We start from the raw sequence: 26,493 nt of genomic DNA on the forward strand, positions 1-26,493 counted from the left end.
CTCGGGGGGGGGGCCCCGCTTTGGGGGGGGGTCGCTCCAGCCCGCGCGCCCCACCCGACCGAAGTCGCGCAGCCGTCAGTTCTTGCGGTACTCCCACGGGCTGTCCACCGGGCGCAGCGTCTCCCAGTCCGAGGCCCGCCCGATCGCCGCCGCGAGCACCCCCGCGATCGTCGCCGCGTTGTGCAGCTTGCCCGCGAGCGCCAGCGCCGCGGCCTCCTCCAGCGGCACGGGGACGACGACCATGTCGGCCTCCTCGGCCTCCCGGGTGTGCAGCTCGTCGTCGGGCACCGGCGTGAGGTCGCGGGCCAGGTAGACGCGCACCGCCTCGTTGCTGCCGCCCGGCGTGGGCAGCAGGTCGAGCAGCACGTCCCAGGTGGCGGCGGACATGTCCGCCTCCTCGGCCAGCTCGCGGGCCGCCGCGACGTGCGGGTCCTCGCCGTCCAGGTCGAGCAGGCCGGCGGGCGCCTCCCAGAGGAACGCGCCGACGGGATGCCGGTACTGGCGCAGGAGCAGGACGTCGCCGTCGTCGTTCAGCGCCACCACGACCACCGCGCCCGGGTGGTCCACGTACTCCCTGCGGACGATGCCGCCGGCCTCGCCCAGGTCGACCTCGTCCGAGACCATGTCGACCACGAAGCCCTGGAACGGGACGTCCAGCCGACGCGCCGGGCGCGGGTCGATGACGTCGGTGACCTCGTCGCTGCTCATGCTCCCGCGGCCTGCTTCTCGAGCGCGGCCGCGATGAGGCCCGAGAACAGCGGGTGCGCGCGGGTGGGGCGCGACTTGAACTCGGGGTGCGCCTGCGTGGACACGTAGTACGGGTGCAGGTCTGCCTGGAGCTCGACGAACTCGACGAGCGACGAGTCGGGCGACGTGCCGGAGATCAGCAGGCCCGCCTCCTCCAGCTCGGCACGGTAGGCGTTGTTCACCTCGTAGCGGTGGCGGTGCCGCTCGGACACCTTCTCGCTGCCGTACGCCTTCGCCACCACGGAGCCCGGGGCGAGCTGCGCCTCGTAGGCACCCAGGCGCATCGTTCCGCCCAGGTCCCCCTCGCCGTCGACGATCGCCTTCTGCTCGATCATCGTCGCCACTACGGGGTGGCTGCTCGTGGGGTGGAACTCGGTCGACGACGCGTCCGCCCAGCCCAGCACGTTGCGCGCGTACTCGATGACCATCGACTGCAGGCCCAGGCAGATGCCGAGGGTCGGCACGAGGTTCTCGCGCGCCCAGCGCAGCGCCCCGACCTTGCCGTCGATGCCGCGCACGCCGAAGCCGCCGGGCACCAGGATCGCGTCGACACCCTCGAGGGAGGCCTGAGCGCCCTCCGGCGTCTGGCAGTCGTCGGCAGCGACCCAGCGGATGCCGACCTTCGCGTCGTTCGCGAAGCCGCCGGCCCGCAGCGCCTCGGTCACGGACAGGTACGCGTCGGGCAGGTCGATGTACTTGCCCACCAGCGCGACCTCGACGTTGTGCTCCGGCTCGTGCACGCGCTCCAGGAGGCGGCTCCAGCCGTCCCAGTCCACGTCGTGGAAGGGCATCCCGAGGCGGCGCACCACGTAGGCGTCCAGGCCCTCGGAGTGGATGACGCGCGGGATGTCGTAGATCGACGGCGCGTCGGCACAGTTGATCACTGCCTCGGTGTCGACGTCGCACATGAGCGCGATCTTGTTCTTGATGCCCTGCGGCACCGCGCGGTCGGAGCGCAGCACTATGGCGTCCGGCTGGATGCCGACGGTGCGCAGCGCGGCGACGGAGTGCTGCGTCGGCTTGGTCTTCAGCTCGCCGGACGGGCCGATGTAGGGCACCAGCGACACGTGCAGGAAGAACACGTTGTCGCGGCCGAGCTCGTGCCGCACCTGACGCGCGGACTCGAGGAACGGCTGCGACTCGATGTCGCCGACCGTGCCGCCGATCTCGGTGATGATGACGTCGACGGCGTCGGAGGCCTGCTCGCGCATCCGGAACTTGATCTCGTCGGTGATGTGCGGGATGACCTGCACGGTGTCGCCGAGGTACTCACCGCGGCGCTCCTTCGCGATGACGCGGGAGTACACCTGACCGGTGGTCACGTTGGACGAGGCGGGGAGCTCGATGTCGAGGAACCGCTCGTAGTGCCCGATGTCCAGGTCGGTCTCGGCACCGTCCTCGGTGACGAAGACCTCGCCGTGCTGGAACGGGTTCATCGTGCCGGGATCCACGTTGAGGTAGGGATCCAGCTTCTGCATGGTGACGCTGAGGCCACGCGAGCGCAGAAGTCGGCCGAGTGACGACGCCGTCAGACCCTTGCCGAGAGAGGACGCCACACCACCGGTGACGAAGATGTGCTTGGTCGGCGTGGAGGCGCCGGACCGCTGACGGGACTGGAGACTGCTTCGGTGTTCGACCACGGAACTCCACCCTATCCGAGGTGCGGCGTGCTCGTGGTGTTAGAACCAGCACACGCGCTGAATCTGTCGGGGATTGTCGGTTTGATTCGGACCGAGTCTGCCCCCGTCGGGCCCATCGCGCTCGCTGTGTCAGGACTTCCGGGAGAACTTCCCCCGCAGCCCGCCCAGTCGCGGCCCGACGGCGGCGCGCAGATCACGATCGAGCAGCGCCGCGATCACGAGCGTGACGCACGCGGCCAGCAGACCGACCGCCAGCCCGAGGCCCAGCTCGACGGCGAACTGGATCGTGTCGGGCGGCACCTCCGGGTGCGGCGCGGTCGCGAACCCGCCGAAGGGCATGCCCTGCGGCGACAGCCACGCGGGCACCGACCATCCGACGGCGGCACCGGCCCCCGTGGCCACCACGAGCACCAGCAGCACCCGCCAGACGCCGCGCAGCGCGTCCGGGCCCAGGTGCCTGCGTACGGCCAGGAGCAGGCCCAGTCCGGCCACGATCATCCCGGCGGTGCCGACGGCCCCCAGGACCGCCATGACGTCGTTCCGCAGCGCATAGTCGAAACAGCTCGCCGCGGCACAGCCCCTGTCCGGCGGTCGGCCGGCGAACAGCACCGGCACGAGGGCAGCGCCGATCGCCGAAACGCCCCACCCGCTCGCGGTGGCGACGACGGCGGCCCTGCCGTGGTCGACGGCGTACAGGGCGCGCGACAGGTGCAGGATCAGCGCGAAGCCGATGAGCCCCGGCGCCAGCGCGACGAGTGCGACGGCCATGCCGGGGGCGTCGCCCAGCACTATGACGTCGAAGACCCGCTCGACGTACGGCGCGGCGGCCATCAGCGCCGCGGCGCCGGCGGCGGTCACGAGCAGGAGGCTGCGGGTGGTGCGCGCCACGAGCGAACGGAGCTCGTCGAGGCGGCCCGCCGACGCGTGCTCCGCGAAGTGCGGGAACGCGCTGGTCGCGATGGGGAACGCGAGGACGGCGTACGGCAGCAGGTAGACCTGCTGGGCGTACAGGTAGACCGGCAGCGCGCCGTCGCCGCCCGCAGCGTTGGCCGCCCGCAGTGTCAGCAGGACGGAGAGCTGCTGGACGACCAGGGCGCCCACGCCCGCGAACGCGAGGCGCGCGGCCCGGGGGCCCTCCCCCGACGGGAACCGCAGCGTGGGCCGCAGCCGCAGCCCGGTGCGCCACACGGGCACGACGAGCGGCAGCGCCAGGAACAGGACGCCGACCGTCGTCCCCCACGCCAGCCATTCCAGCGCCCGGCCGGACAGCTCGGCGACCTGCCGCTGGTCGCCGTTCGCCAGCGCGCCGAAGACCGCGTAGACGACGATCACGACGAGGCTGGAGATCAGCGGCGCGAAGGACGGCCAGAAGAACCGCTTGTGGGCCTGCAGGATGCCGCCCAGCACGACGGCCAGGCCGTAGAGCGGCACCTGCACGGCGAACACGCGCAGGAAGGCCGTGGCGACGTCCACGTGCACGGGATCGGTCAGCCCGGTCAGCCCGATGATCGGGCGCGCCAGGAGCGCCATGAGCCCGGCCAGCGGCACCAGCACCACCAGCGTCCAGCCCAGCAGCGCCGAGGCGATCCTCGACGCCTGCTCCTTCGAGGCGGCGGTTCCGTCGGCCGTGAACGCCGCCCGGCTCAGCGGCCCGGCAAGGAGCGGCACGACGGCGCCCGCGAGCGCGCCGCCCGCTGCCACCTCGAACAACAGGTTGGGCAGCTGGTTGGCGGAGTTGAAGACCGTACCGATGCCCTCGGAACCGAGCCATGCACCCTGCCCGAGCCAGCGGCCGAAACCGACTATGCGGCTGGCGAGGGTGACGACGGTGACGAGCAGCGCGGCGCTCGCCAGGGTTCTGACGCGGCTCACGCGCCCGGGGAACCCATGGGGTCGGAGGCAGGGGTCGACCGCACCCCGCTCGCCCTGGTCGGCTCCGGGGCGACCACCGGTGCCGGCTCGACCGGCCGCCTACCGAGCATGTCGATCTTGTTCAGCCACTCGTTCCCCGCGATGACCTTGGAGAAGCTGATCTTCTCGGAGGCCAGCATCAGCCCGACCACGCCCGCGAGCGCCGTCCACCGCACCGCGCGGGACGTGCCGAACGCGATCTGGCTGCCGACGAGCGCGCCGAGCGCGTTGGCGCCGCCGTCGCCCAGCATGTCCTGCTCCCCCAGGTCGCCGGGGGCTGCTGCCGCCGCGGCGCCGAGCACGGCGCCCGTGGCGCCCGCGCCGCCGAGCATGAACGGGAGGCTCGCGGCCGCACCGGCCTTGAGCGCCCGGCCGGGGCGCAGGTCGAACAGGTTGATCAGGTTGGCGGTGCCCCCGATGAGGGCGCCGTTGAGCCCGACGTCGACCAGGTGCCCGAACGCGCTGCCCGTGCGGCGCGTACCCACGGCGGCGGCGACGAGCGCGGAGCCGGAGATGCCGAGCACCTTGAGCCCGCCGGTCGTCAGGCGGCCCTCCAAGAGGGCGCCGAGGTGGCCCCGGAGGCCCTTGGTGCGCACCGACGTGTCCTCGGCGAGGTCGTCCACCAGGCCGAAGGCACCAGCGGCAGCTGTGGCGAACGCCGTCGCCCCGGGGGCGTTGCCGCCACCGACCGCCGCACCGGCCACGAGGCCCACGGTGACCGCCGGACCTTCCAGCAGGCTTATCGGCTCGCCGCGATGGTTGGTCCGCGTCCACGTGGTGGCGCCGCCGAGGCGGCCCTCCGCGACCTTCTCGTCCAGCTTGCGGCGCGCGAACGCCGTCGCGGCTCCGGCGATGATGCCAGCGGCGATGAACCTGCCTGCACCCATGACTACCCCTCGGTCCGTGTCGACTAGTACGTCAAGATCAGTACGTCAAGATCAGTACGTCAGCAACCAGTACGTCAGCAAGCTACTCGGCGCCGACCACCGGCGGTATGACGGCCGTGGCGTCGTCCTCGAAGCCGTACTGGCCGACGACGTCGTCCAGGCGTGCCGCGACCGCGAGCGGCACGTTGATGCGCCCCACGAGCCTGTCGATGCCGCTCACGGTGGTGACCTCGGCGGCGATGTCCTCGTCGTCACGCACGGCCTGCACGGTGTCACCGGGCTCGTCGGTCGGACCGGCGAGCACTGCCGCGCCGGATATCTCCTGGGCGGCGCGGGTCACGGAGGTCCACACGTCAGGAGTGGGCTCCGCCGCCTCGGTGGCGCCGTCGGTCGTCGCCTGCGGCTGCGCGGCCGAGCCGACGAGCAGCACGAGCGCCTGTGCGGGCTCCGTCTGCTCGTCGCCGGCCTCGATGTAGCCGAGGCGCTCCAGCTGTACCTCGAGGTCCATCGCCTGCGCGCTGCGCTCGGCGCCGTTCTCCGTGCCGGTGAGCGCGAGCGCGAGCGCCGCGCCGAGGATCGCGCTCGTGTCGTCACCCTCGGGGGCTGCCGCGCCCAGGTTGGCGCGCAGTCCGCCGGCGACGGTCTCGTTGGACGACTCCTCGGTGGCGTCGGTCCAGGACTCGGTGAGCACGGAGGTCGACACGACGTTGGCGCCCGCCGTGGTGAGCTGGTTCAGCACGCCGTCGGCGTCGTCCTGCGGGACCTCACCGAGCTGCACGATCGCGACACGCTGGTCCTGGAGCGCGCCGGTCACGAGCTGTGCGCCCGCCGCCTCGATGAAGCGCTCGTCGCCGTCGAGGGCGGTCTGCGTGGCGTCCAGCTCGGTGCGCAGGTCGGTGCGCTCGGCGCGCAGCGCGTCCACCTGTTCCGTCAGGGTCTCCCCGATCGCGCCCTGCAGCGGGCCGGCACCGAGGATGATGCCGACGGCGAGCGCGAGGAAGACGGAGATGAGCGAGACGAGGTGGTATCGGAAGTCGATCACGGTACGCAGGAGTCCTTAGGCATGTTCCGGGCGGTGAGGGCCCGGCATCAGGTCGGGGCGGCAGCAGGTCGGGGAGCGAGCTCCCGACCGGTCAGCCGCCGAAGAGGCGGCTGATCCAGGACACGACGTCGTCGATGCGTGCCCCGATCAGTCCGAAGAAGGTCTGGCCCGCCGAGGTCGAGGCCAGCGCCGCGAGCACCGCCGCGACACCCGCGCCGGACAGCAGCGTGAGCTGGGTGTTGGAGATCCGCGTGCGGTAGAGCCGCGAGACGCCCTTGGCGTCCACGAGCTTGCCACCGACGCGCAGCCGGGTGAGGAAGGTGGAGGCCATGCCGGAGCGCCCCTTGTCGAGGAACTCGACGAGCGTGGCGTGCGTGCCGACGGCGACGATGAGCTCGGCACCCTTGTCGTCGGCGAGCAGCATGGTGATGTCCTCGCTGGTACCCGTGGCGGGAAAGACCACTGGCTCCACGCCGAGCGCCTTCACGCGCTCCAGGCCTGGTGCCTTGCCGTCGCGGTAGGCGTGCACCACGATCTCCGCGCCGCAGGCCAGGGCCCGGTCGGAGACGGAGTCCATGTCGCCAACGATCATGTCGGGCTGCCAGCCCTCGTCCAGGATCGCGTCCGCACCGCCGTCCACACCGATCAGGACGGGCCGGTTCTCCCGGATGTAGGACCGCAGCAGTGCGAGGTCCTCCCGGTAGTGGTAGCCGCGCACCACGATCAGCACGTGGCGGCCCTCGATGGAGGTACGGATGTCGGGCACGCCCACGCCGTCGAGCAGGAGGTCCCGCTCGCGGCGCAGGTACGTCATGGTGTTCTCGGCGAACCGCTCGATCTCGGCGGACAGGCCCTCGCGGGCGGCCGCCTGGTCCGCGGCCACGGTCTCCGGCGTCTGGTAGGTGCCCTTGGCCACCATCTCGCCGTCGACGAAGATCTCGTTGCCGACTATCTGGACGTCGGCCCGCTCGTCGAGCGCCATGATCGCCGGGCCGAGGCCGTCCACCAGGACGATCCCTGCCTCGATCAGGATGTTCGGGCCCGTGTTGGGGTAGCGGCCGGAGGTCGACGGCGCCGCGTTCAGCACCGCGACGGGCGCCGCGGACACCAGTGCGTCCGCTGCGACACGGTCGATGTCCACGTGGTCGATCACGGCGACGTCACCGTTGTTCAGCCGGGACGTGAGCTCCTTGGTACGGGCTCCGATCCGGGCAGGCCCGTGCACCGTGGCCTGCGTAGCCGCCAGGGACTGCGCTGCGGCGCTCTTCGCTGCGCTCTTCTGGGCGCGCTTCTCGGGTCGGGAGATCAGCTTCATCCGCTCTATCGTCCCACGACCGAGGACTCCAGGAGCTCCAGCGCGTGGGTACGCGCCGTCTCCGAGTCGTCCTGGCCGGACAGCATGCGCGCCAGCTCCCGGACCCGCGCGTCGGCGGTGACCTCGCGTACGCCCGTAACCGTGATCATTCCGTCATCTTCACCCTGTGCGCCGGCCTCGCCGTCGGAGCTCTTGGTGACCACCAGGTGTGCGTCGGCGAACGCCGCGACCTGCGCCAGGTGGGTCACCACGACCACCTGCGTGCTGCGACCCAGCTGCGCCAGACGGCGGCCCACCTCCACCGCCGCCCGGCCGCCCACGCCGGCGTCGACCTCGTCGAACACGAACGTGCTCCGGGGGGTGTCGGCCGTGCGCGCCGCGGCGGCACCGCCGGACGTCGCCAGCGCGACCTCGAGCGCGAGCATGACGCGCGAGAGCTCACCGCCGGACGCGCCCTTGCCCAGCGGCCGCTCCGGCGCGCCCGGGTGGGGCACGAGCAGAAAGGTGACCTGGTCCGCGCCGAACGGCCCCGGCTGGTCGAGCGGTTCCACCTGGACCACGAGGTGGGCGCCGCCCATCGCGAGGCCGTGCAGCTCGTTGGTCACCGCCTCGGCGAGGTGGGACGCGCCGCGGGTGCGCTCCGCCGTGAGGATCTCGGCCAGCCGGGCGAGCTCCCCGTCCAGCTCCGTGACGCGGTCGCGCATCGAGACGAGGCGGTCGCCGCCGTCGTCCAGGTCGAGCAGGCGCAGGCCGGCGTCGCTGGCCCACTGCAGCACGTCGTCGATCGTCTCGCCGTAGGAGCGCGTCAACGCGTTCAGCTCGGCCATGCGGTTGTGCGCGGTCTCCAGCCCGGCCGGGTCCGCCTGCAGGTCGTCCACGTACGCGGCGACGTCGGTCGCGACGTCGGACAGCATGTAGCCCACCTCGGCGAACCGGGTGGCGAGCGCGCCGAGCGCGGCGTCGGAGTGGGCGGCGGCGTCCAGGACGCGCCGCGCCCGCTCCACGAGGGCTATCGCGTTCTCGCGCGCCCCGTCGGCGTCCTCGCCCGCCACTGCCTCGTGCGCCTCGGTGGCAGCGGTCCGCAGCGCCTCCGCGTTGGACAGGCGCTCGATCAGGGCCTGCAGCTCGGCGTCCTCACCCGTCACCGGGTCCACCCGCTCGATCTCCTCCAGGCCGATCCGCAGCAGCTCGACCTCGCGCGCCCGCTCGGCGCCACGTGCCTCGAGGTCGGCGATCTCGCCAAGGAGCCCGCCGCGTTCGGTCCATGCGGTGCGGTACGAGGCCAGCACGCGCTGGTGGACCGGGCCGACGAACGTGTCCAGGGCGTCGCGCTGCTTGGCCGACGTGCGCAGCCGCAGCTGGTCCGACTGCCCGTGCACCGTGAACAGGTCCTCCGCGATCTCCGCGAGCACACCCTGCGGCACCGCACGGCCGCCCAGGTGGGCACGCGACCGGCCGTCGGCGATGGTGCGCAGGATCACGATGGTCCCGTCGTCCTCCACCTCGCCGCCCGCATCGGAGACCCGGCTCAGCACGGCGTCGCGGCCGGAGACGCGCACGCGGCCCTCGACAGCCGCCGACGACGCCCCCGGTCGCACCGACTGCGGGTCCGCCTTGGCACCCATGAGCAGGTTGAGACCCGTGAGCACCATCGTCTTGCCCGCACCCGTCTCACCCGTGATGACGGTCAGGCCGTCGGACAGGGGTACCCGGGCCGAGCGGATGACGCCCAGGTTCTCGATAGCGATCTCCTCGAGCACCGGACTCCTTAATTCTCTGGTGGTATCTCTGGTGGTATCTCTGCTGTGCCGGACCTGGTGCCGGCCGGGTCCTTGATGTCGGCTGGGTCAGAAGGTACATCCTGCACCTCGGCGTGACCCGACCCGACACGGTCCCGCCACCCCGACACGGGCAGACTGAACTTCGACACGAGACGGTCCGCGAACGGCGCGTTCGACAGCCGTGCGAGCCGCACCGTACCCCCCTGCCGCACGACGACGCGAGACCCACGGGGCAGCCGGATCTCCCGCCGGCCGTCGCAGGTCAGCACTCCTTCGACCGTCGACTGGGGCAGCACGTCGACCGTGTACCGCGACCGCGGCCCGATCACCAGCGGCCGCGCGAACAGGGCGTGCGCCGACAGCGGCACCATGAGCACGGCATCGACGTCGGGCCAGATCACCGGGCCGCCGCCCGAGAAGGCGTGCGCCGTGGAGCCCGTGGCCGTGGCCATGATCACGCCGTCGCAGCCGAACGAGAGCAGCGGACGGCCGTCCACGCCGATCGCGACCTCGAGCATACGGTCACGCGTGGCCTTCTCGACGGTCGCCTCGTTCAGCGCCCAGCCGACCACCGGCTCCGCCGTGCCGGGCAGGTGCACCGTGACCTCGACGGTCGCACGCTCCTCCACCTCGTACTCGCGGGCCGCGAGCCGCTGGACGGCGGCGCGCAGGTCCTCCCGCTCCGACTCGGCGAGGAAGCCCACGTGTCCAAGGTTCACGCCCAGCAAGGGCACGTCGGTGCCCCGGGTCAGCTCAGCCGCACGCAGGATGGTGCCGTCACCCCCGAGCACCATCACCGCCTCGGACCGGTGCACACCCTCACGGACACGGTTCGCGGCCATGTGGTCGCCGAACTCCTCCGCGAGCGCATCGTCGTGCAGCGTCGCCTCGAAGCCCGCCGCCTTCAGCTCACGCAAGGCCTCCGCCAGCGCAGCGACCGCCCGAGGGCGTCCGCCATGGGTCACGATCAGGACGCGCCTGGTCACGGCTGCTGCTCCTTCTGCTCGTCCGTCTGCTGGTCGTGGTGCTGCCGCTCCCGGACGACGACGACCGGCGGCACGGGCGGGCCGGCTACCGCACCCGGCTCGCTCGGCGCCCCCGCCGCGGGGTCCCAGGCGACAGCATGTGCCACGGCCTCGTCGATCGCGCCGACGGTCCCGGTGGGCCCCGTCGGCACGAGCCAGAGGAAGAACTCACGGTTGCCGTTCGGGCCCGGCAACGAGCTCGGCACTACCGCACGGACCCGCAGGCCCGCCTCCTCGGCGGCACGGGCGACCGACTCCACCGCGTCACGATGCAGAGCGGGGTCGCGCACGACCCCGCCCGAGCCGAGCCGCTCCCGGCCTACCTCGAACTGCGGCTTGACGAGCAGCAGCGCGTGCGTGTCCTGGCCCGCGACCCGGGCCACGGCGGGCAGGACCTTCCGCAACGAGATGAAGGAGAGGTCCGCGACGACGACGTCCGGTACCTGCTCGAGGTCTTCCGGCGTCAGGTCGCGCGCGTTGAACCCCTCCACGACCGTGACGCGCGAATCTTCCCGCAGCTGCGGCACGATCTGGTCGTGGCCGACGTCGATGGCGAGGACGTGTCCCGCGCCACGCCGCAGGAGCACGTCGGTGAAGCCCCCGGTCGACGCGCCGAGGTCGACGCACCAGGCGCCGCTGACCACCAAGCCTGCCCCGAGGGCGTCCAGCGCGTCGAGCGCCCCGGCGAGCTTGAGCCCCGCACGGGAGGCGTACTCGTACTCCGTGTACTCCCCGCCCGACACCTCGATCGTCTCGCCGGCAGCGACCAGCGCCGACGGCTTGGCGACCGCACGGCCACCTGCCACCACCCGCCCGGCGGCTATCAGCTCGGCCGCGTGCTTGCGCGACCGCGCCAGGCCACGCCGCACCAGCTCGGCGTCAACACGGCCCTGACCCGCATTTGTCGTCGTGGTCACAGGGCGGCGTCACCACTCAGGTGGGCCCGCAACGCGTCGTGCACTGCCTCGAACCGGGCGACGTGCTCCGCCGGCGGCAGGTCGTCGAGCCCGTCGAGCGCGTCGAGCGCACTCCGGACACCCGCGTCGGGATCCGCCGGGCCGCCCGAAGGTTCCTCTGTCTCGTAGAACTGGTCCATCCTGCGTCAACGCTCCACTGTGCTCGTCCGTGCCTGTCGGCTGCCTGTCGCGCCATGCCCCGGGCCGTCTGCCTGCTGCCACACACGGTACCTGCCGCCTCCGACAGAACCCTGGAGGAATCGGCCGGGTACTGTCGCAGACCGTCAGAAGGCCCACCTCTGCCTGGTGTGTTGCTCCGCGTAGACGTTGTCTACGCGGAGCAACACACCTCGAATTCGTACTGTCACCCCCGAAGGGGTCCGTCCGCGGCCTCGACTCAGGCGACGAGCTCAGGGACCGTCGCAGGATCCACGGTCTCTCCCGCGTCGACGGCAGACCACGCCGCGGCGCATGCGGCGCGCACCAGGTCGATACCGGCGCCGTCGAGCCGAAGCCCGCCGTCGGACACCTGGGCGGCCGCCGCGCCGCTGACGTACCAGCCGTCCGTGAGGGCCGGCGCCGGGTGCGGTTCGAGCAGCGCACGCAGGTCGGCCCCCAGGAACGACGGGCGCTCACCCGGGACGGCGAGCACCGCGTCGCGCGCCGTCGAGACGCCCGTCAGGACGTGCAGCCCCGGGTACCCGCCACCACGCGCACCCCCCAGGTCGGTGTCGAGCCGGTCCCCGATCACCAGCGGCCGGCTCGCCTCGGCCCGCTCGACCGCGAGCCGGTACATGGTCGGCGAGGGCTTGCCGGCACTGTCCGGCGTCACACCCGTCGCCGACACCACCGCACCCACCAGGGCGCCGTTCCCCGGCGCGAAACCACGCGCCGTCGGGAGCGACAGGTCCAGATTGCTCGCCACGTGCCACGCACCGGCACCCACCGCATAGGCGGCCTCGGCAAGCTCCGCCCAGCCCAGCTCCGGCGCGTAACCCTGCGCGACGGCGTCCGGCTTGTCATCCGCCGACCCCACCACCGTGAAGCCCGCCGACCGCACCGCCGTCACCAGGCCCTTCCCGCCCACAACCAGTACCTTCGCGCCCGGGTCGAGCCTGGTCGTGAGCAGCGCGGCACACGCCTGCGCCGCCGTCATCACCTCGTCCGGATCCGTCGGGATGTCCAGACCCGTGAGCTGGCCGGCGACATCCTCCGGCTCGCGCGACGCGTTGTTCGTCACGAACAGCAGGCGCATCCCGCCAGAGCGCGCGGCGGCGAGACTCGCCGCCGCGTGCTCGATCGGCAGGTGCCCCTTGTACGCCACGCCGTCCAGGTCGACGAGCGCAAGGTCGTACGCAGCGGCGAGCGGGGTAGCGCTCGCCAGCAGGCCGGCGCTCGCGGTCACGCCTTCTCCTGCCCGACGTCGGACCGGTCGCCCTCGGCGGCCGGCTCACCCTCGGCGGCCGGCTCACCCTCGGCGGCCGGCTCACCCTCGGCGGCCGGCTCACCCTCGGTGTTGCTCACCTCGGGTGCGGGAGCCGCGTCGTCGGTGTCCGGGAGGTCGCCCGTCGGGTCGCCGGCCTCTTCGGCCTGCTCCTCCGCGGACTCCTCGTCCGACTCAGGATCGCTCGGCTCGTCGACGGCGTCCGCCTCGGGCTCGTCCTGATCCTCTTCGGGCTTCTCGTCGGACTCTTCTTCGTCTTCGTCTTCGTCCTCGTCCGCTTCGGGCTCGTCGGCCGAGTCGGCCGAGTCGGCAGAATCCGCCGAGTCAGCAGAATCCGCTGAGTCAGCCGAGTCGCCTGAGCCAGCCGAATCCGGGGAGTCCGCCGAGTCCGCGGACTCGTCGTCCGAATCCTCGTCCTCGTCGTCCGAGTCGTCCTCGTCGTCCGAGTCCTCAGGCTCGTCGCCCTCGTCGTCCGACGTGTCCTTCGCGAACTCCTCCGGATGCTCGGCCGCGTACTCCTCCTCGGCGAGCGCCGCGTCCTCCTCGACGTCGAACACCGTGATGTCCTCGTCGAACGCCTCGGCGCCGATGGCACGCTCGAGCGCCTTGCTGTCCACGGTCTTCAGCAGCGCTACGGCTTCGTCGACACGGCCGGCCGCCTCGAGCGCCAGGGCGCGCGCCTGCACGACCCGGAGCCCCGAGTCGCCCTTGGCGTCCTCCGGGGCGATCTTGTCGAGCACCGCCAGCGCGGCATCGTGCTCGCCCAGGTCCGAACGTGCGCCGCTCGCGACGATCGCAAGCTCCACGCGACCCATCGCGTCGAGCGAGGCGGCCTCCTCCGACGCGGCCAGGGCGAGGGCACGCTCCGGACGGCCGAGCCCGCGTTCGGCGTCGGCCATGATCGGCAGGTGCTCCGACGAACCGTTCAGCCGGCGGACGGTGCGCAGCTCGCGCAGCGCCTCCGCGTACCGGTTGGTGTGGTACGCCGCCAGGCCTGCGGCCTCGCGCACGATGTCGATCCGGCCGGCACCACGCAGCGCCGCCTGGGCGTGCTCGTAGGCGCGCTCGGGATCTATGTCGATCATCCTTCCGGCCATCAGCAGGTGCAGACCGACGTACTCGGCGTGGTCCTTGCTCAGCCCGCGCAGGCGCGAACGCACTTCGCGGTCGAGCTGGCTGAACTCGACGCCCTCGGCGATCTCCGGCTCCGGAGGCCGCGGGACTCGCTCCTCGCGCTCGTCCCGGACGGCCGTGCGCGGACGGTCGTCGCGGTCGTTGGACGGACGGTGCGGCCGGTCGGTGCCACGGTCGTCACGTCGCGCGGGACGGTCGCCGTCCTTCGCGCGGAACGGGCGAGCGGCCCGGTCGTCGCGACCACGGCTGTCGCGGGCTCCCCTGTCGTCGCGGTCGCCGAACGAGCGACGCGGACGGTCGTCGTCCCTGCGGGCCGGACGGTCGGTGCCCCGGTCGTCGCGACGGACCGGACGGTCGCTGTCGGTGCGGCGGGGTCGGTCGTCGCGGGGACGGTCGTCACGGCGCGGGCGGTCGTCCTCCCGGCGGGCGGGACGGCTTGCGCCACGGTCCTCGAAGCTGCGGCGCGGACGCTCGTCACGGTCCCCGAACGAAGGACGGGCCGGACGATCGTTGTCGCGACGGACCGGACGGTCCGTGCCACGGTCGTCACGGCGGGGACGGTCGGTACCCCGATCCTCGAACGAGCGACGCGGACGGTCGTCGTCCCGGCGGGCCGGGCGCTCGTCGTCCCGACGCACGGGACGGCTGGTCCCACGGTCCTCGAAGCTGCGGCGCGGACGCTCGTCACGGTCCCCGAACGAAGGACGGGCCGGACGATCGTTGTCGCGACGGACCGGACGGTCCGTCCCACGGTCGTCGCGACGAGCCGGACGGTCACTGCCCCGGTCCTCGAACGAACGGCGCGGACGGTCGTCGTCCCGACGTGCCGGACGCTCGTCGTCCCGACGCACAGGACGGCTGCCGCCGCGGTCCTCGAAGCTGCGGCGCGGGCGCTCGTCACGGTCCCCGAAGGAGCGGCGCGGCGCGTCGTCCCGGCGCGCGGGACGGTCGTCGTCCCGGCGCAGCGGGCGGTCGTGCTCGCGACGCACGGGCCGCTCACCGTCGCGGCGTACCGGACGGTCTCCACCACGGTTGTCACCACGGTTGTCACCACGGCTGTCCCGGTCCTCGAAGGACCGGCGCGGACGGTCGCCGTCGTTCCCACGGTACGGGGGGCGCTCGGTGCGGGCACCGCGATCGTCGCGGGCTCCGCGGTCGCTGCCGCCACCCCGGTTGTCCCGGTCACCGTAGGAACGGCGGGGACGGTCGTCATCGGTGCGCCGAGGCGCGCGGTCGCCGGCCCCCCGGTCGTCCTGCCGGGGACGGTCGGTGCCGCGGTCGTCGCGGCGGGGACGGTCGGTACCCCGGTCCTCGTACGGTCGGCGCGGGCGGTCGGCGCCGCGGTCGTCGCGCCGAGGGGCGTCACTGCCACGAGGGCCGTCGAACCGGCGGCCCCGGTCACCGCCGCGCTCTCCGCCGCGGTCGTCACGACGCGGCCCCCGGCCTTCGTTGCGACTGCCGCCTGTGCGCTCGCCACGGCGGTCGCCCTCGCGGTCGTTCCCCTGGTCACGGGGCGTTTCGTTCACGGTGTTCCCTTCGATGACAGATGCTCGCTCATTCTCCCATGCGAGCGGCCGTCTCCCGGGGTCGAACTGCTGTGACGTGCGCGGCCGACGTCGTCCGATGTGCGCTCACACCCGCGCCGGGACCACCTCCGGGTTGTACGCGTCGGTCTTCCGCAGCATCCATGTCGCCGCAAGGACAAGAGCCGCGACCACCACGAGCAGCACGACGGTGCCCGCGTTGAACCCGAACCCGAAGATCCACAGGTATCCGATGCCACCTGTCGCGAGGCAGTAGTAGGTCATCGGCAGGATCGTCTTGCGGATCAGGTCGCCCTCGCGCCCGAGCAGTCCGACCGTCGCCGCCGCGGCGACCACGTTGTGCACCGCCACCATGTTGCCGGCAGCGCCGCCGACCGCCTGCAGCGCGGCCACCGTCTCGGGCGACGCCGCACCGATGCCGATCCCGGTGTTGAACTGGAAGAGCGCGAACATCATGTTGGACACGGTGTTCGATCCGGCGACGAACGCGCCGAGCGCGCCGATGAACGGCGAGACGATCGGCCAGCCCTGACCAGCGAGGTCGGCGGCGGCCTGGGCGAGCGTGATGGGCATCGAGTCAAGGCCCGCGGCGTTGAAGTCCGGTCCGGAGTTGATGAAGATCCGCACGAGCGGCACCGCGCACAGGAGCGCGAACGCCGCACCGCCGAGCTGCCCGCCTGCGACCTTCCACGACGCCTTGATCTGCTCGCCCTTCATACCGTGCAGCACGTAGGTGATGAGGCAGGCGAGCAGGAAGATCGCACCCGGCGAGTACAGCAGATCCATGTTCTGGCTGATCCCGGTACCGAAGATGTTCGGCACCTCCACTATTGCCGACCCGGTCAGGAACTCCTTGATCGCCGGGACGTTCCGGGTGACCAGCAGCAGCGCCGCCACGATCACGTACGGCGACCAGGCCCGGGCCATCGACATGTTGCGGGTGAGCGCTGCGGCTTCCTTCGTGGGGTCCACCGTGCCCATCCAGCGGTCGCTCCAGCGCTCGCGCGGCGGGAAGTCCCACACGTCCTTTGGCATGAGGAAGCCCTTCGAGGACGTGAACATCACGAGCACCAGTCCGAGGAATCCGCCGAGCATCGAGGGGAACTCCGGCCCGAGCACGTACGCCACGGTCACGTACGGCACGATCATCGCGAGCGCCGCGTAGATCGCGAACGGCGCCACGGCCAGCCCCGAGCGGAACGACCGCTTCTCGCCGTAGAACCCGCACATCAGGGTGACCAGGATGAGCGGCACCAGGATGCCCACTATCGCGTGGATGGTCGCCACCTGGGTAGCGGTGTGCGCGATGAAGCCGAGCTGGTCCAGCCCCAGCGCGTCCGCCCGCGCCTGCACCTCCGGCGCCAGCGCGCCGGAGGTGTCCGCCAGCCCCGTCCCCAGTCCGGTCAGCATCGGTGTGCCGACTGCGCCGAAGCTCACCGGGGTGGACTGGATGATGAGCCCGGCCATGACGGCGGCCGCGGCCGGGAAACCCAGGGCCAGCAGCAGCGGGGCGACGACGGCGGCGGGCGTGCCGAACCCGGCGGCGCCCTCGATGAACGACCCGAACAGCCAGGCGATGATGATCACCTGGACCCGCCGGTCGGGGCTGATCGTGGTGAAGCCCGCGCGGATCGTCTGCAGCGCGCCGCTCTTGGTCAGGGTCTCCAGCATCAGCAGCGCGCCGAAGATGATCCAGAGCAGCCCGATGGCGATCAGCAGCCCCTGCACGATGGACGCGCTGACCGCGACCAGCGACATCTTCCACGCGAACAGGGCGACGACCACCACCACCGCGAGGCCGACGGGCATCGCCGTCCGTGCGGGCCAGCGGAAGCCGAGCAGCAGGGTCCCTACGACGAGGATCGGCAGGAGGGCGAGCAGGGCGAGGACGCCGAGGTTGTCCATGGTGACTCCAGTCCGGCTGCGCTGCCGGGTAGGTTGCGCTGGAAATTTCGCATGTCGGAACTGTCACTCCACTTCACGGCAAAAAGTAACAGTCGCCCCGGGCAAATGGGAGTACCCGAACCACCAGGGACCTGCCCAACGATTCCATCGTGGCGACCGTTCTACCGGGTAAGGCCTCTGAGGCTGGCCATCAACAAGACGAAAGTAGTTGATCGGATCATGAGACTCACCCGAAGATCGGCCGCCGCCTGGGCGGCCGTGACCTGTGCCGCAGGCATGGTCGCGGCCGGCGGGGTCACCCTGCCTGCGGCGACCGCCATGAGCGGCCCGGGTCCCTTCGTCGTCGAACCGGTACCCACCGGGGTCCTTGCCTCGGCCAAGGCGCTCGCCGACGCGGGTCTGGGCACCGCGGTCGACGCCCACCTGGCCGGCGAGAACCTGTTCGTCGAGGTCAGCACGGCCTCTGGCCGCCGCGTCTACTGGCGGCCCGTCGACGGCACGAACGCCACCTGGTCCAACACGTGGGGCGGCCGCACCCTGACCGGCGACCTGCTCGCGTCGGAGCACGACGTGCTGCTGCTCGACGTCGGCAGCACCGACGTGCTCGCCTGGTCGCGCGACGGCGGCGGCAGCCGCACCGTGCCGGAGGGCACCGTGCTCGGCCGCGGCGCGCAGCGTGTGGCCTACGGGAGCGGCGCCGCCGCCGTCACGCAGGGGGTGACCGGAGGCGAACGGGTAGCGGTCCAGCCCGCGAACCAGTCGGTCTGGTACTTCCCCAGCATCGCGGACGGGTTCGCCATCACCGGCGACGCGCTGTACGCGGTCGACGAGATCCTGACCAAGACGGTAGAACGCTGGCACGGCCCGACCGGCGAGGTCACCAGGGGTACCGGAGGCGACCCGTGCGGCTCGGTCCCGGGAGCCTCCGGCCTGCACGTCGAGGACGCGCGCGGCCGCTTCGCGCTCGCCACGTGCACGGGCGGCGTCGTCGGCCTCACCGCGGACAGCGCCGGTGTGTACGACGACGTCACGCTCGCCGTCGGCATGAAGCGCACCAGCACGCCACCGCAGCTGGGCGATGGTTTCGTGCTCGGCGTCTCCACCACCACGGGTGACCTCCTCGCCGCACCCTCCCTCGGCGGTTCGCCGGGGAAGCTCGGGAAGGCAACGGCTTTCGACCTGGACGACACCGGTACCCGCGTCGTGCTCGTGGACGGCGCCGGTGACGTGCGCATCGCACGCGACCTGCGGGCGTGGTCGTCCGACCCGGCGACGGAGATCGTGGACCACGCGGCACCCGTGTCAACGGGGGTAACGCCCATCAGCAGGCCTCCGGCCGTTCCCGACACCGCGGCCTTCCAGGCCGCCGTCGGGGGCAGCGACCGCGCCACGCCGCCGTTCCGGCCGTCGGGCAAGGCGTTGCACGAGGCGCGGTACCGGATCCGGCTGGCGGGCGAGACGCAGTTCAGCGCCTGGAAGCCGGTCCCGCCCGGCAGCACGCCGAACTATCCGGCGCCGTCCCGCATCTGCTGGACGGGCCGCATCACTGACAACGCCGGCAACGTGAGCCCGTGGAACACGAACCAGACCTGTGAGGACACGGTAGGTACCACCAACCAGGTGGCATCCGTGCCGCTGCCTCCGGCCGTCAAGGCGGATGCCGACGGCAAGACGACCGTCCGGTACCAGTACGGCGGCGTGAACGGCGAGTACCTGGCCGGCTCCGAGGTGCGCTACCGCTGGTTCGTCCCGGGGCAGACGCCGCCCAGCTGGACCGTCCAGGACTCCGGGAGCGGCACCGAGGTGGGCTTCCGCCTGCAGAACGTCCCGACCGGCTACCAGGTCTGCTTCCAGGCCCGCGGTTACGACGCCGACGCGTCGGTGTCGAAGTGGATGGCCAGGCAGTGCACCTTCGTGGACCCGAACCTGCCCTAGCCGAGCAGCTCGTCCGGCCCGGCACCGCGTAGCGAAGCGTCCAGCACGAGCACCATGTGCGCCGTGGGCATCTCGCGACCCTGCCGGGTGAGGGCATCGGTGATCTGGAGCAGGCAGCCAGGGTTGGACGTCACCAGGAGCTGGGCACCGGTCGCCGCGACGTTCGCGGCCTTCCGGTCGCCCAGCTCCCGCGCGGGCTCCGGGTTCGTCAGGTTGTAGATGCCCGCCGACCCGCAGCACATGTCGCCCTCGGCGATCTCCTTGACCACCAGTCCGGGGACCGTCGAGAGCACCGCGCGCGGCTGCGCCTTGACGCCCTGGGCATGCCGCAGGTGGCAGGCGTCGTGGTACGCCACGGTCATCGGCAACGGGTGCCGCGGCGCCACGGGCTCCAGCTCCGCCAGCACCTCAGAGATGTCGCGGGTCTTCGCGGCGAACTCCGCCGCCCGCTCCGCGTACTGAGGGTCGTCCGCCAGCAGGTGCGCGTAGTCCTTCATGGTGGAGCCGCACCCTGCCGAGTTCGCCACTATCCGTTCAACGCCCGCTGCCGAGAACGTGTCGATGAGCGCCCGCGCGTAGCCGAGCCCCTCCGCCTCACGGCCGGCGTGCACCGACAGCGCGCCGCAGCACCCCTGGTCCGACGGCACGACGACCTCGCACCCCTCCGCCGCCAGCACCCGCGCCGTCGCGGCGTTCACCCCCGGGTAGAACTCACGCTGCACGCAGCCCAGCAGCATCCCGACGGTCATCCGCTTCGTGCCGACGGCGGGCACCAGCGCGGGCACCGGGACCCGCGGACCGACGGGCGGCGCGATGGCCTCCATGGTCGCCAGGGTCGGGGAGACGCGCGCGAGCACCGGTCGCACCAGCCGCGACAGCCCGCTGCGCTGGTAGAGCGCCAGCAGCGGCCGGATCAGCCGCAGCCGCTCCGGCCGCGGGAACAGCGCGAAGATCGCCGACCGCAGCAGCCGCTGCCCCCGCGTCCGGTGCTCGGCGCCGCGGCGCTCGACCTGCTGCCGGGTCGCCTCGACCAGCTTGTCGTACTGCACGCCCGACGGACACGCGGTCACGCAAGCCATGCAGCCGAGGCAGGCGTCGACGTGCTGCACCAGCGACGACGACATCGGCTCGCCCTCGAGCCCCTCCTTCATCAGGTAGATCCGGCCGCGCGGCGAGTCCATCTCCTCGCCCCACAGCGAGTACGTCGGACAGGCCGGCAGGCAGAACCCGCAGTGCACGCAGTCGTCCACCAGCTCGCGGGCCGGTGGATGATGCTCGTCGAAGGCCCCCGCCTGGCCGAACGAGCCGAGCAGGTCCGGCTTCGCCTCTGTCATCAGATGCCTCCCACGAATCGGCCTGGCGCGAGGTTGCGCCCCGGATCGAGCTGCTGCTTGATCGCGCGCATGAGGTCGAGCCCACCCACCGGCCCCCACGCGTCAAGCTCCGCGCGCACCTCGCGCGATGCCCGCAGCACCGTGACGGTCCCGTCGCGCGGTTCGGTCGCGGCACCCCGCAGGTGCCCGACGGCGGACGCGGTCGCCCCGGGCGTCCCCGTTACCACCGCGTGCAGCACCCCGCCGGCACTCCCCCGCAACGCCACGCCGACGCCGTACCGCTGCTCGGCGTCCCGGGCCGCCGCCAGCAGCGCGGCCACGCCGACAAGGGTCGCGGTCGCCTTGGCATAGGTGGTCTCTCTGCTGGTCGAGCCTGTCGGGACTCCCGGCAAGGCCGCCCACCACCCGGGCGCCTCTGCCTGCACCCGCCCACCCAACAGCTCGGCGACAGCCGCGGCCCGCTGCCCCACCGCGCTCCCCGTGCCCTCGACCAGTACCGCTACCTCGCCGACGTCGCTCCCCGCCGGACGGTCGATCTCCACCGCGGCAGGCGCGAGCTGCGACGCGACGACCTCCCGGGCCCGCGCGGCGACGTTCGCCAGCGGGCCGGTGGCCACCGCATACGCCCGGTCGGGTCGGGCCGGGTGCAGCCGGAACGCGGCCCGCACCACGACACCGAGCGTGCCGTACGCGCCGGTCAGCAGCTTGGCCAGGTCGTACCCGGCGACGTTCTTGACGACCTTGCCGCCCGACGACGCGATGGTGCCGTCGGCGAGCACGACGGTGGCCCCGAGCACCAGGTCGCGGATCCCGCCGCGCTGCAGGCGGCGCGGCCCGGACGCTCCGGTCGACAGCGCCCCGCCCACGGTGGAGCCCCCGGCGAGCCGTTCCGGCGGCAGGTCCACCACGAGCTCCTGCGCCGCGCTCCGGACCGTCTCCGACAGCTCCGCCACCGGCAGCCCCGCCTCGGCGACCACCACGAGGTCGCCCGCGCCGTGCTCCACCAGCCGGTCCAGACCCGTGGTGTCCAGGATCAGGTCCACCCGCTCGGGCGGCGCGCCCCAGTCCAGGGCGGTCGCGGCCCCGCGCGCGACCGTCACCAGGCCCTGGGCGGTCGCCTCGCGCAGCACGGCGCCCACGCCGTCGGCCGACGTCGGCCGGGCGACCGCGACCGCCGGCACGCCGTCCACGGCATCCCCCGGACCCGCCTCCTCGACCTGGCCACCATCCTGCTTCAGCGCGTCCTCGAGCCGCTGCAGGTCCGCCATCAAAAGACCTCCGCCACGCCGGACTCCGCGAGCGGGTGCGCACCCTGGCGCCGGCCTGGCTGGTCCCCGCACAGCCGCGGCGTGGGGAAGACCTTGCCGGGGTTGGCGATGCCGTCCGGGTCGAAGGCGCACCGCACGGCCTGCATGGTGTCGAGGTCGTCGGCGGTGAACATGCGCGGCATGTGACTCGCCTTGTCCGCGCCCACACCGTGCTCACCGGTGATGGAGCCGCCGTGCTCGAGGCACAGGTCGAGGATCCCGCCGGCCACGGCCTCGGCCCGCTCGACCGCGCCCTCCACCGAACCGTCGAACAGCACGAGGGGGTGCAGGTTCCCGTCGCCCGCGTGGAACACGTTCGCGACCCGCACGTCGGCCGCCTCGCAGAGAGCCGCGATCTGGCGCAGCACCAACGGCAGCGCGGTCCGCGGGATCACGCCGTCCTGGACTATGTAGTCCGGGCTGATCCGGCCCACCGCGGCGAACGCGGACTTGCGGCCCTTCCAGATCAGGGCCCGCTCGTCGTCGTCGGCCGCGACCCGCACCTCGAACGAACCCGCTTCCTCGCACAGGCGCACCACGTCGTCGAACTCCCCCGCCACGTCGGACGACGGCCCGTCCAGCTCGACCACGAGCACCGCGCCCGCGCCGGCCGGGTAGTTGCAGTGCACCGCCGCCTCGGCGGCCTCGATCGCGAGGGCGTCCATCATCTCGATGGCGGCGGGGATCACCCCTGCGGCGATGATCGCGGAGGTAGCGGCTCCGGCGTCGTCCATCGAGTGAAAGGCCGCCAGCAGGGTCCGCACCTCCTGCGGCAGCCGGGTCAGGCGCACAGTGGCCGAGGTGACGATGCCGAGCGTGCCCTCGCTCCCCACCAGCGCGCCGAGCAGGTCGTATCCGGGCGGGTCCGGCGCCTTGCCGCCGATCTCCACCTGTTCCCCGCCGGGGGTCACCAGGTCCAGGCCCGTGACGTGGTTCGTGGTGAAGCCGTACTTGAGGCAGTGCGCGCCGCCCGAGTTCTCGGCGATGTTCCCGCCGATCGAGCAGATGGACTGGCTGGAGGGGTCGGGCGCGAAGTAGTACCCGTCCGGGCTGGTCGCGGCCGTGAGCTGGAGATTGATCACCCCGGGGTCGACGACGGCGCGCTGGTTGTCGGCATCGACCTCCCGGACGGTCCGCATCTGCGACATCACCACGAGCACGCCCTCGGCATGCGGCAGTGCCCCGCCCGAGAGCCCCGTACCCGAACCTCGCGCGACGAACGGCACCGAGTGCCGCGCGCACGCTCGCACCGCGGTAGCGACGTCGTCGGGCCCCTGGGCCAGGACCACCACGCCCGGGATCACCCGGTAGACCGCGAGCCCGTCGCACTCGTACGTACGACGCCGCTGCCGATCCGTGATCACCCGCTCCTCGCCCAGCGCGTCAACAAGCTCGGCGATCACGACGTCAAGCCCCACGACAACGTTCTCGAACAAGCCAACCTCCAAGTTGCGGCCACTACTGCTCCGTTGAGTGCTGGGTATTTGCCCTCCGGAGGCGGTCCGAAGGACAAATATCCAGCACTCAACGGGTCGGTCAGGGCATTCGGGCGTATGCCGGGAGAGTCAGGAAGTCCGCGTAGTCGTCCGCCACCGCCACCTCGAGAAACGTCTGCTTCGCCTCCTCGTAGTCTGCCGCGTCGCCGGGCAGCTTGGCGATCTCTTCCTCGACGATCTGGTCGATCAGCTCGCGCGTGACCTGGTGACCGGTGTCGGCGAGCGTCACGTCGTTGTGCAGCCACTGCCACACCTGCGACCTGGAGATCTCCGCCGTGGCGGCGTCCTCCATCAGGTTGAAGATCGCGACGGCGCCCAGCCCGCCGAGCCACGCCTTGAGGTACTGGATCCCCACCGAGATGTTGCTCCGCAGCCCGGCCTCGGTGACATCCCCGGGCGTGCTTGCGACGTCGAGCAGCTGCGCCGCGGTGACGTGGACCTCCTCGCGGGTGCGGTCGATCTGGTTCGGCCTGTCGCCGAGCACCGAGGTGAACACCTCCGTGCAGAGGTCCACCATGCCGGGGTGCGCCACCCACGACCCGTCGAACCCGTCGTTCGCCTCGCGGGTCTTGTCGTCGCGAACCTTCGCGAACGCGGCCTCGTTGACCGCCTCGTCGCGGCTGGGGATGAACGCGGCCATGCCGCCGATCGCGTGCGCGCCGCGCGTATGGCAGGTCTTGACCAGCAGCTCGGTGTAGGCCCGCATGAACGGCACGGTCATGGTGACGGCGTTGCGGTCGGGCAGCATGAACTCCGTGCCGCGGGTCCGGAACGACTTGATGACCGAGAACATGAAGTCCCAGCGACCGGCGTTCAGGCCGGAGCTGTGCTGCCGGAGCTCGTAGAGGATCTCCTCCATCTCGAAGGCCGCGGGATACGTCTCGATGAGCACAGTGGCGCGGATGGTGCCCTGCGGGATGCCGAGGAAGTCCTGGGCCAGCACGAACGCGTCGTTCCAGAGCCGCGCCTCCAGGTGCGACTCCATCTTCGGGAGATAGAAGTACGGCCCCTGGCCCTTCTCGATCTGCCGAAGGCCGGCGGTCGCGAGGTACAGCGCGAAGTCCACCAGGCTGCCCGAGACCGGCCGGCCGTCCACCAGGATGTGCTTCTCCGGCAGGTGCCAGCCGCGCGGGCGCACGATGATCGTGGCCAGCTCCTCGTCGGGCTTCAGCGCGTAGTGCTTGCCGTTCTCGCCGGTGAAGTCGATGTTGCGGTTGATGGCGTCGAGCAGGTTGAGCTGGCCGCCGACGACTGCGCTCCACTGCGGTGTGTTGGCGTCCTCGTGGTCCGCGAGCCACGCCTTCGCGCCGGAGTTCAGGGCGTTGATGGTCATCTTGCGGTCCGTGGGGCCGGTGATCTCACACCTGCGGTCCTCGATCCCGGGCGCCGGCGGGGCGACACGCCACGTCCGGTCCTCGCGGATGTGCCGCGTCTCAGGGAGGAAGTCCAGCGTGCCGCCCGCCGCAAGGTCAGCGACCCGCCTCGCGCGGGCATCGAGCAGCTCGAGCCGCCGGTCGTCCAGCGCCCGGTGCAGGGCGGTGATCAGCTCCAGCGCGCGGGGTGTGAGCACCTCCTCCGCGCGGGGTGCGATGTCACCGGTGATCATGAGGCCGTCTGGAGTGTCCACGTGTCTTCCCTCGGTCGAGTGGTTGATGCCCCCACCGCTAATTCCACGATGCGGAAACCAAATACTTCCTAGTGAAAACACTAGGCGCCCGATCGCGAGCGGTCAACGCGTGCTCAACCGTCGGCGAGCTCCGCCCCTATTTCTCGCGCGACCTCGTGCAGCACCGGCACTGCTCGCTCGCCGAACTCGAACGACACCCGCGCCGCCGGGCCGGACACCGACAGCGCCGTAGGCACGGGCGCCCCGGGAACGACGACGGCGAAGCAGCGGACGCCGATCTCCTGCTCGCCGTCGTCGACGGCGTAGCCGCGCTCACGTGCCTCGGCCGCCGCAGCCAGGAGCGCGTCGATGTCGGTGAGGGTCCGGTCAGTAGCCGGGGCAAGGCCGGCACGCGCCACGATGTCGCGCACTGCCGAGTCGGGCAGCTCGCTCAGCAGCGCCTTACCGACGCCGGTGCTGTGCAGGTGCACACGTCGCCCCACCTCGGTGAACATGCGCATGGAGTGCGAGGACGCCGCCTGCGCCACGTACACGGCCATCTCCCCGTCGAGCATCGCCAGGTTTGCGGTCTCACCGAGCTCCCGAGCGACTCGCGCCAGATGACGCCGAGCACCCGCTCCGAGCTGGCGACCCGCCGACTCGCCGAGGCGGATCATCCGCGCACCGAGCGCATAGCGGCGCGAGGGAAGCCGGCGGGCATAACCGCGGGCCACGAGGGTGCGCATCAACCGGTGAATGGTCGGCAGGGGCAGTCCCGACTGCTCCGAGAGCTCGCTCAGGCCGGCATCACCGCCGACCTCCGCCAGAATCTCGAGCAGATCCAGCGCTCGCTCTACCGACTGCACGCCAGACTCTGCCACGTCACCCTCCCGATCGGAACGCCGGAGCTACCGGCTCACGGAAGCAGCATTCCATAACGCGGAACGGAGGGTTGGCCGTACGCCGGCCGGAGTCATTCTGGGTACGCAGGCTGTTCTGGGAATACAGGAAGGGGGTGGAGCCTGCACGAACCCTTGCGGGCTTGTGCTGGCTCCACCCCCTTGCTGGGAATGGTTGTCCGGCGGCGTCCTACTCTCCCACCCCGTCTCCAGGGCAGTACCATCGGCGCTGTAGGGCTGAGCTTCCGGGTTCGGAATGGGACCGGGCGTTTCCCCCACGCTAAGACCACCGTAACACTATCGAGAAGGACAAAACCCATACCCGCCACCCGAACCAACCCAGGTACAGGGGTGGTGTGGTGACGAAGGGTTTGGTGCCCGTGACTCGGGAACCGCATAGTGGACGCGAAACAAGAACTTTGAGCATTATTAGCCGTGTTGTTGTGTTGTGAAGTTATCGGCAGTTAGTACCGGTCAGCTCCGACAGTCTTTAGTCCTGTCTTCCACATCCGGCCTATCAACCCAGTGGTCTGCTGGGTGCCTCTCACACCACAAGGGTGTATGGAAACCTCATCTCGAAGCAGG

Annotated in this window: 20 protein-coding genes and 2 rRNA genes; 2 read left to right on the forward strand and 20 right to left on the reverse strand. The window is 71.8% G+C overall.

Annotated elements, in window-relative coordinates; genetic code table 11:
- Nucleotides 1–75 precede the first annotated feature (75 nt).
- The 12 genes from AB0F70_RS26480 to AB0F70_RS26535 all read right to left on the reverse strand — a co-directional run bounded on the left by AB0F70_RS26480 (nt 76) and on the right by AB0F70_RS26535 (nt 13,833).
- The gene (locus tag AB0F70_RS26480; protein ID WP_357455968.1) at nt 76–708 is read right to left on the reverse strand and encodes an NUDIX hydrolase; all 633 of its coding nucleotides are present in this window, start codon (nt 706–708) and stop codon (nt 76–78) included.
- The gene (locus AB0F70_RS26485; protein ID WP_357455972.1) at nt 705–2,387 is read right to left on the reverse strand and encodes a CTP synthase; all 1,683 of its coding nucleotides are present in this window, start codon (nt 2,385–2,387) and stop codon (nt 705–707) included. The genes AB0F70_RS26480 and AB0F70_RS26485 overlap by 4 nt, the downstream gene beginning before the upstream one ends.
- Before the next feature lie 129 nt (nt 2,388–2,516).
- Nucleotides 2,517–4,259 carry a lipid II flippase MurJ gene (locus AB0F70_RS26490; protein ID WP_357455975.1) on the reverse strand — a complete coding sequence of 581 codons (1,743 nt, stop codon included), beginning with the start codon at nt 4,257–4,259 and terminating at the stop codon, nt 2,517–2,519.
- On the reverse strand, nt 4,256–5,185 hold the full coding sequence (locus tag AB0F70_RS26495; protein WP_357455978.1) for a hypothetical protein: 930 nt from the start codon (nt 5,183–5,185) through the stop codon (nt 4,256–4,258). Before AB0F70_RS26495 ends, AB0F70_RS26490 begins: the two co-directional genes overlap by 4 nt.
- Before the next feature lie 82 nt (nt 5,186–5,267).
- On the reverse strand, nt 5,268–6,227 hold the full coding sequence (locus AB0F70_RS26500) for a copper transporter (protein WP_357455981.1): 960 nt from the start codon (nt 6,225–6,227) through the stop codon (nt 5,268–5,270).
- A 91-nt stretch (nt 6,228–6,318) separates the two neighbouring features.
- On the reverse strand, nt 6,319–7,542 hold the full coding sequence (gene steA, locus AB0F70_RS26505) for a putative cytokinetic ring protein SteA (RefSeq protein WP_357455984.1): 1,224 nt from the start codon (nt 7,540–7,542) through the stop codon (nt 6,319–6,321).
- Between the two features lie 5 nt (nt 7,543–7,547).
- Entirely contained in the window at nt 7,548–9,302 is a 1,755-nt protein-coding gene (gene recN / locus AB0F70_RS26510) for a DNA repair protein RecN (protein WP_357455987.1), read from the reverse strand.
- A gap of 8 nt (nt 9,303–9,310) precedes the next feature.
- Complete coding sequence (locus tag AB0F70_RS26515) at nt 9,311–10,309, reverse strand: NAD kinase (protein ID WP_357455990.1); 999 nt, start codon at nt 10,307–10,309, stop codon at nt 9,311–9,313.
- The gene (locus AB0F70_RS26520) at nt 10,306–11,265 is read right to left on the reverse strand and encodes a TlyA family RNA methyltransferase (RefSeq protein WP_357455993.1); all 960 of its coding nucleotides are present in this window, start codon (nt 11,263–11,265) and stop codon (nt 10,306–10,308) included. The genes AB0F70_RS26515 and AB0F70_RS26520 overlap by 4 nt, the downstream gene beginning before the upstream one ends.
- On the reverse strand, nt 11,262–11,444 hold the full coding sequence (locus AB0F70_RS26525) for a hypothetical protein (RefSeq protein WP_357455996.1): 183 nt from the start codon (nt 11,442–11,444) through the stop codon (nt 11,262–11,264). Before AB0F70_RS26525 ends, AB0F70_RS26520 begins: the two co-directional genes overlap by 4 nt.
- Before the next feature lie 257 nt (nt 11,445–11,701).
- Nucleotides 11,702–12,709, reverse strand: coding sequence for an HAD hydrolase-like protein (locus tag AB0F70_RS26530; protein ID WP_357455999.1), 1,008 nt, complete (start codon nt 12,707–12,709; stop codon nt 11,702–11,704).
- A complete protein-coding gene (locus tag AB0F70_RS26535; protein WP_357456003.1) occupies nt 12,706–13,833 on the reverse strand; it encodes a hypothetical protein in 1,128 nt (375 codons plus the stop codon). Before AB0F70_RS26535 ends, AB0F70_RS26530 begins: the two co-directional genes overlap by 4 nt.
- 18 nt (nt 13,834–13,851) lie before the next feature.
- On the opposite strand from AB0F70_RS26535, the gene AB0F70_RS26540 reads away from it, so the two are divergent.
- Complete coding sequence (locus tag AB0F70_RS26540; RefSeq protein WP_357456006.1) at nt 13,852–15,483, forward strand: hypothetical protein; 1,632 nt, start codon at nt 13,852–13,854, stop codon at nt 15,481–15,483.
- Nucleotides 15,484–15,513: 30 nt separating this feature from the next.
- On the opposite strand, the gene AB0F70_RS26545 is transcribed toward AB0F70_RS26540, so the two are convergent.
- Nucleotides 15,514–17,331, reverse strand: coding sequence for an L-lactate permease (locus tag AB0F70_RS26545; RefSeq protein ID WP_357456011.1), 1,818 nt, complete (start codon nt 17,329–17,331; stop codon nt 15,514–15,516).
- A 219-nt stretch (nt 17,332–17,550) separates the two neighbouring features.
- On the opposite strand from AB0F70_RS26545, the gene AB0F70_RS26550 reads away from it, so the two are divergent.
- Nucleotides 17,551–19,266 (forward strand): hypothetical protein, encoded by a 1,716-nt coding sequence (locus AB0F70_RS26550; protein ID WP_357456014.1) that lies wholly within the window; start codon nt 17,551–17,553, stop codon nt 19,264–19,266.
- On the opposite strand, the gene glcF is transcribed toward AB0F70_RS26550, so the two are convergent.
- From glcF to AB0F70_RS26585, 7 genes are all read right to left on the reverse strand, one after another.
- Complete coding sequence (gene glcF / locus AB0F70_RS26555) at nt 19,263–20,600, reverse strand: glycolate oxidase subunit GlcF (protein WP_357456017.1); 1,338 nt, start codon at nt 20,598–20,600, stop codon at nt 19,263–19,265. The two genes, AB0F70_RS26550 and glcF, sit on opposite strands and share 4 nt — an antisense overlap.
- Nucleotides 20,600–21,868: an FAD-binding oxidoreductase gene (locus AB0F70_RS26560; RefSeq protein WP_357456020.1), complete on the reverse strand. Its 1,269-nt coding sequence runs from the start codon at nt 21,866–21,868 to the stop codon at nt 20,600–20,602. The genes glcF and AB0F70_RS26560 overlap by 1 nt, the downstream gene beginning before the upstream one ends.
- On the reverse strand, nt 21,868–23,325 hold the full coding sequence (locus tag AB0F70_RS26565) for an FAD-linked oxidase C-terminal domain-containing protein (protein ID WP_357456026.1): 1,458 nt from the start codon (nt 23,323–23,325) through the stop codon (nt 21,868–21,870). The genes AB0F70_RS26560 and AB0F70_RS26565 overlap by 1 nt, the downstream gene beginning before the upstream one ends.
- Nucleotides 23,326–23,443: 118 nt before the next feature.
- Complete coding sequence (gene aceB, locus AB0F70_RS26570) at nt 23,444–25,009, reverse strand: malate synthase A (RefSeq protein WP_357456029.1); 1,566 nt, start codon at nt 25,007–25,009, stop codon at nt 23,444–23,446.
- 134 nt (nt 25,010–25,143) lie between these two features.
- Entirely contained in the window at nt 25,144–25,890 is a 747-nt protein-coding gene (locus AB0F70_RS26575) for an IclR family transcriptional regulator (protein WP_357456023.1), read from the reverse strand.
- Between the two features lie 195 nt (nt 25,891–26,085).
- Nucleotides 26,086–26,202, reverse strand: a 5S ribosomal RNA gene (gene rrf, locus AB0F70_RS26580).
- A gap of 151 nt (nt 26,203–26,353) precedes the next feature.
- Nucleotides 26,354–26,493, reverse strand: a 23S ribosomal RNA gene (locus AB0F70_RS26585); the annotation flags it as partial.

It is taken from the genome of Promicromonospora sp. NPDC023805 (genome assembly GCF_040639635.1).
Classification (GTDB): Bacteria; Actinomycetota; Actinomycetes; order Actinomycetales; family Cellulomonadaceae; genus Promicromonospora.